This is a genomic window from Eudoraea sp., from assembly GCF_049665975.1.
Lineage (GTDB): Bacteria > Bacteroidota > Bacteroidia > Flavobacteriales > Flavobacteriaceae > Eudoraea.
Genome location: NZ_JBATGR010000092.1, coordinates 1 through 5,169, shown reverse-complemented (window position 1 = coordinate 5,169; position 5,169 = coordinate 1). Strand labels below are relative to the sequence as shown.

General features: G+C 37.8%; 5 protein-coding genes. All 5 read right to left on the bottom strand.

All coding sequences use genetic code 11. The features are described from left to right. The coding region (locus WBN20_RS03795) for a Crp/Fnr family transcriptional regulator (RefSeq protein ID WP_424280756.1) at positions 1-537 on the bottom strand (537 nt) is incomplete at its 3' end. Between the two features lie 51 nt (positions 538-588). Then, positions 589-1,362 carry an aldose 1-epimerase gene (locus tag WBN20_RS03790; RefSeq protein ID WP_424280755.1) on the bottom strand — a complete coding sequence of 258 codons (774 nt, stop codon included), beginning with the start codon at positions 1,360-1,362 and terminating at the stop codon, positions 589-591. Between the two features lie 3 nt (positions 1,363-1,365). Further along, positions 1,366-2,664, bottom strand: coding sequence for a M20/M25/M40 family metallo-hydrolase (locus WBN20_RS03785; protein ID WP_424280754.1), 1,299 nt, complete (start codon positions 2,662-2,664; stop codon positions 1,366-1,368). 17 nt (positions 2,665-2,681) lie between these two features. Then, positions 2,682-3,665, bottom strand: a complete 984-nt coding sequence (locus WBN20_RS03780; RefSeq protein WP_424274054.1) for a PLP-dependent cysteine synthase family protein — start codon at positions 3,663-3,665, stop codon at positions 2,682-2,684. A 133-nt stretch (positions 3,666-3,798) separates the two neighbouring features. Then, positions 3,799-5,040, bottom strand: coding sequence for an ABC transporter permease (locus tag WBN20_RS03775; RefSeq protein WP_424280753.1), 1,242 nt, complete (start codon positions 5,038-5,040; stop codon positions 3,799-3,801). Between the last annotated feature and the right edge of the window lie 129 nt (positions 5,041-5,169).

Sequence of the window (5,169 nt, the reverse complement as noted above, 5' to 3'; positions counted from 1 at the left end):
ATGTAAATCACGGGCCACATCCTGATGTGTGGAATATATAATATCATCATTGGTTACCATTGCTCTGTCTTTAAGATACTTCATTATGCGCTCATCCATCTTCATAAATGCCAAAGTATCTATCGTTTCCAGCAATTCCGACATTCTGGTATGGTAACTATCCAAAATAAACTCTCTCCAGCTTTGGTATTTCACCATCCACTCATCCATTTTTTCTATTGGAATCATCAATAACTCTGTATCTGATTCGGCAATCGCTCTTATCTCACTTTTTCCGTTCCCGAGGCAACAGGAGAATGTCATGGCACAGGTATCGCCTTTCTCAATAAAATAAAGTAACAATTCATCACCGTCGTCATCTTCGCGAAGTATTTTTATTGCGCCACTAAAAATTAAAGGCATAACAGTTATGTCCTGGCCAATATCCAATAAACGCTCACCTTGTTTTATGAGTTTACATTTTCCAGTAGCTTCTATCTCATCTAACAATTCCGGTTCAAAAAGATAACCGTAATGACGCTCTAACAGTACTCTCATTTTTTAAGATTATTTGGATTAATACAGATTCTTATTAAATAGGTTATTAAATTATGGAATTAAAGTGACTTTAAAATTTCGATCTTCATCAGTTAAGTAGTCAAATCCGTCATGCAACTGCATTTGTTCTACGGCATAAGGGTAGAAGGTTATCGGCTCAATGCATATCATATTTGGGACCTCTGTCCACAACATAAAATGGCCAAAACCTTTAGTTTTTATGATCAGCTCTTTTTCATCTCTTAAAATAACACTTTGGCAATCAGCCACTTCCAGTGCCTTGCTCCCCGCTTTAACGACAGAATCTAATGAAATTGTCTGATCTTCTGCAATTACGACAGGATTGTCTGTATATAGTTTAAATGCAGGATGATACCCCAGCATAAAGGGCATATCTTTTTCGCCGGAAATCCTGAAGCTAATTTCGAGAGTTTTATCGGAGAGTTCAAAATTTTTGTAAAATTCAAAACTAAAGGGCCAGATAAGCAACTGGGCAATAGATTTATCGGGAAATTTGGAATTATTGATAACAGTACCGGCCTTATAAGATTTTACATATTGAGCCGTTGTTTCGGTACTCGAAAGAAGCTCGTAATCCAATTCTCGCAACAATCCGTGCTGATCCTGAATGGCATTCCCCTTTGGTACATGAACACGAAATCCGGCTTCAGCAGTAGGTCCGATTACAGGAAACATTTCAGTATCTGAATTGCGCCATCCCGGACTCCCTTTTTGATGAATATATTCAAAGTCGTTTAGCCTGTAACTTATTAATTCTCCTTCCTCTATTCTGGCTTTTGCTTTTCCTGAGCTAAGATTTACCATGTGCTATTGATTGATCAATCTATAAATAAGTACTGCCGTTCTCTTTGTCAGATCTTCAATAGTGTTCAAATTTACGGTCTCTTCAGGCGTGTGGGCTCCGCTTCCCATAGTGCCCAAACCATCAAGACAATCAACATATTCAGCTACAAAAGAAGTATCTGCAGCGCCCCTTTTACCCGGATCATAGCCAATTACCTCTCCCTGATCTAAATCAAGGCTTACCTGGTTTAGCTCTGCTAAGAGCCTGTTATTTCCTTCCGTGGGTACCATTGCCGGATAGCTATCGGTAAAACTTATTGTTGCCGATGTCTGAGGTAGATTATTAGCAACAATTTCCCTCATCTGATTCCTCGCCTCTTCCTTTTGTTCTTCAGAAATAAAACGCAAGCCTCCTTTTACCATGGCGGTTTGTGAGACCACATTACTTTTCCCGAAGACCTCCCCCTTGCCTGTAGAAGTATCATAGTCAACAAAAGTACCTCCCATTAATATCCCGGGGTTAAAAGTGAGGTATTGTGCACCTCGAACCTCTTCATAAAATGCATTTAATATTCTCGACATTTCAAATATTGCTCCGGCCCCGACCCGCTCATTAAAAATACCTGAGCTATGGGCTCGCTTTCCTTCAACCTCAAGCTCCCATCCGGATGACCCTCGCCTGGCTACTGTAGCATAATTAAACCCTGTAGAAGTCTCAAACCCGAGTGCAATATCGCTTCTTTTTGCCGCATCAATCAAATCTTTTCTACTTATTTCCAGGGGTTTTCCAGTGCTTTCCTCATCACCTGTAAATGCCACTATTATCCGGGCATCGTTCAGCAATCCATTAGCGTGCAAAGCCTTCAAGGCATATAGGACAATTACATCACCACCTTTCATATCATTACCACCGGGTGCATGCGCAATACTGTCATTGACTCTCGTGAATTCCTGAAAAGGACTATTTTCTTCAAATACGGTATCAAGATGGCCAATCAGTAAAAGTTTCTTGCCTTTTTTGCCTTCAGTTTCCGCAAACAGGTGACCGCCCCTGTTCATTTCCCGGGGCATCTCTATCCATTGCGTATTAAAATTGATGTTTTCAAAGGCATCCTTAAAAACCATTCCTACTTCCTTTATCCCTTTTGCATTTAAAGTACCGCTGTTAATATTGACAACCTTTTCCAAAAAATCTATAGCTTCAGGATTATTGACTTCAATAGTTTTAACCAATTTTCTTTCAACTTTTGAAAGTTTCTGGGCGGATAATTGAACACAAAAAAAGAAAAATAATAGTACGCTTGATAATCTTCTAAAATTCATATGTTGTTAAATTAAAATCATTCATCTAAAAAGCCTTGTTCTTTCATCCAGTCATTGTTATAAATTTTACCCACGTATCTGCTGCCATGATCGTGAAAAAGAACCACGACTACATCATCTTCATTAAATTTTTCCTTTAGCTGTAAAACGCCTTTAATTGCAGCACCTGCAGAATTACCAAGAAACATCCCTTCTTCTTTTGCCAGTCGCTGCGTATATACAGCCGCATCTTTATCTGTTACTTTGGTAAATCCATCTATGATATCAAAATTTACATTTTTTGGCAAAATATCTTCACCGATACCTTCAGTTATATAAGGGTATATCTCATTTTGATCAAATATGCCTGTTTCGTGATATTTTTTAAAAACTGAGCCATAAGTATCTACACCCCAAATTTTAATATTGGGATTTTTTGACTTTAAAAATGTACCCACTCCGGAAATTGTTCCTCCGGTACCCACGCCAACTACAAAATGGGTTACTTTACCATTAGTCTGCTCCCAGATCTCCGGCCCGGTAGTCAAAAAGTGGGCTTTCGTATTGGAAGGGTTATCATACTGGTTTACATACCATGAATTAGGAATCTCTTCTGATAGTCTTCTGGCGGTAGAATAATAACTTTGGGGATCTTCGGGGGCCACATCTGTTGGACATACATAAACTTCGCTACCCATTGCTCTAAGAATATCTACTTTTTCCTTGGATTGTTTATCGCTGATCACACAGATCATTTTATACCCTTTTACAACGGCAACAAGCGCTAACCCCATTCCTGTATTACCAGAAGTCCCTTCGATTATGGTTCCTCCCGGCTTTAATTTCCCTTCAGCTTCTGCATCTTCAACCATTTGAACGGCCATCCGGTCTTTTACAGAATTTCCGGGATTAAATGTTTCATATTTAGCCAAAACCAGGCATGGTAATTCTGCTGTTAATTTATTTATTTTAACCAATGGGGTATTTCCAATGGTTTCAAGGATATTTTTGGCGTATTTCATAGACAATGTAAAGATAGTATTTTCAAGAAGTAGATTTCGGCAATTCGTTTCAGGAATCGTTGAGGATTCATATAATTCTAAGTTAGTTCATAGATACAGCCGCCCGTTATATGAAAGTAATAAACTGTCTTTTTTATTCAAATTTAATAGCTTTTACCGGGGTGATCTTTGTAATAATATAAGACGGTATTAAAAGCATCAGGAGACATAGTATAAGTACGCCAAGATTTAAAATTAAAACTGTGGGGAAATCTATATGTACCGGAATATAGTCTATATAATACTCTTTGGGATTAGGAAATTTGAAAATCCGATATCTCCCCTGAAACCAGATAATCCCAAGTCCAATCAGGTTGCCCCAAAGCAAACCAATAGTTATCAGATAGGTAGCGTTATATAAAAACACTTTACGAATACTCCAATTTGCCGAACCCAGTGCCTTAAGAATTCCTATCATCTGTGTTCTTTCCAAAATTAACACCAAAAGAGCTGTGATCATATTTATCCCGCCAACTATGATCATAATGCCTATGATAAGTGCGATATTAAAATCAAACAAACCTATCCATTCAAAAATTTTGTAATACTTATTCTTTATATTTTGGGTATCCAGGTCACTAAGTGTTTTACCGTAAATTTCTTTTGTTTTAGTATCTATGTCTTCAAAGTTTAAGAGGAAAATTTCAAAATTACCTACCTGGTCTTCCCGCCATTTATTTACTCTTTGAATGTGGCGGATATCTGTAAAAACATACTTGGCATCAAACTCTTCAAATCCGCTATTATAGATTCCAACAATCTTAAATTTTCTTTGATTAGGCGTCTGGGATGGGTCCTCATCCTTTAAAAAAAATGTAAAAAATTCATCACCAACTTTCAATTGAAGCCTTCTCGCCATTAAAGACGACATTAACACTTCGGTATTCAGCTCGCCTTTAAAGTCCGGCAGTCGTCCCTCCTCTATATATTCACTAAATACTTCCCAGTTATAATCTTTCCCAACTCCTTTGGCAATAATTCCTTCAAAAGTATCCTCGGTCCTTATAATCCCAGCCTTACTGGCAACTGCCTGGATGTGTGAAATTCCATCCACAGATGCAAATTCCGGATAAAATTCCTGATTCACGGATACCGGAACCACGGAAACATCAGAAACATTATTATCGTAATTATAGATTTGGATATGGCCATTGAAAGCAGCAACCTTCTCCCTGATCTTATGTTTTAGGCCTACCCCTGTGGCAATAGCAATTAGCATCATTATGATCCCTAGTGCAATTGCGACAATGGCAATTTTTATTATTGGCGCGGATATACTAATTTTATGCTCCTTACCCTTAATAAGGCGTTTTGCTATAAAAAATTCTAAATTCAAATGATGGCTTTTTTATCCAGGTTCAAAAATACATTTTTATTGTGGCTTTTGATACTAACCGCTTGTGGAAACCTTGTAAAAAAAGATAAAGATTCAGCAGCTTTAGAATTACCAGATACTGATGTATTG

Excerpts from the sequence above, each read along its gene's own strand:
- WBN20_RS03790 (WP_424280755.1), bottom strand. The coding sequence starts at position 1,362 with ATGGTAAATCTTAGCTCAGGAAAAGCAAAAGCCAGAATAGAGGAAGGA.
- WBN20_RS03785 (WP_424280754.1), bottom strand. The coding sequence starts at position 2,664 with ATGAATTTTAGAAGATTATCAAGCGTACTATTATTTTTCTTTTTTTGT.
- WBN20_RS03780 (WP_424274054.1), bottom strand. The coding sequence starts at position 3,665 with ATGAAATACGCCAAAAATATCCTTGAAACCATTGGAAATACCCCATTG.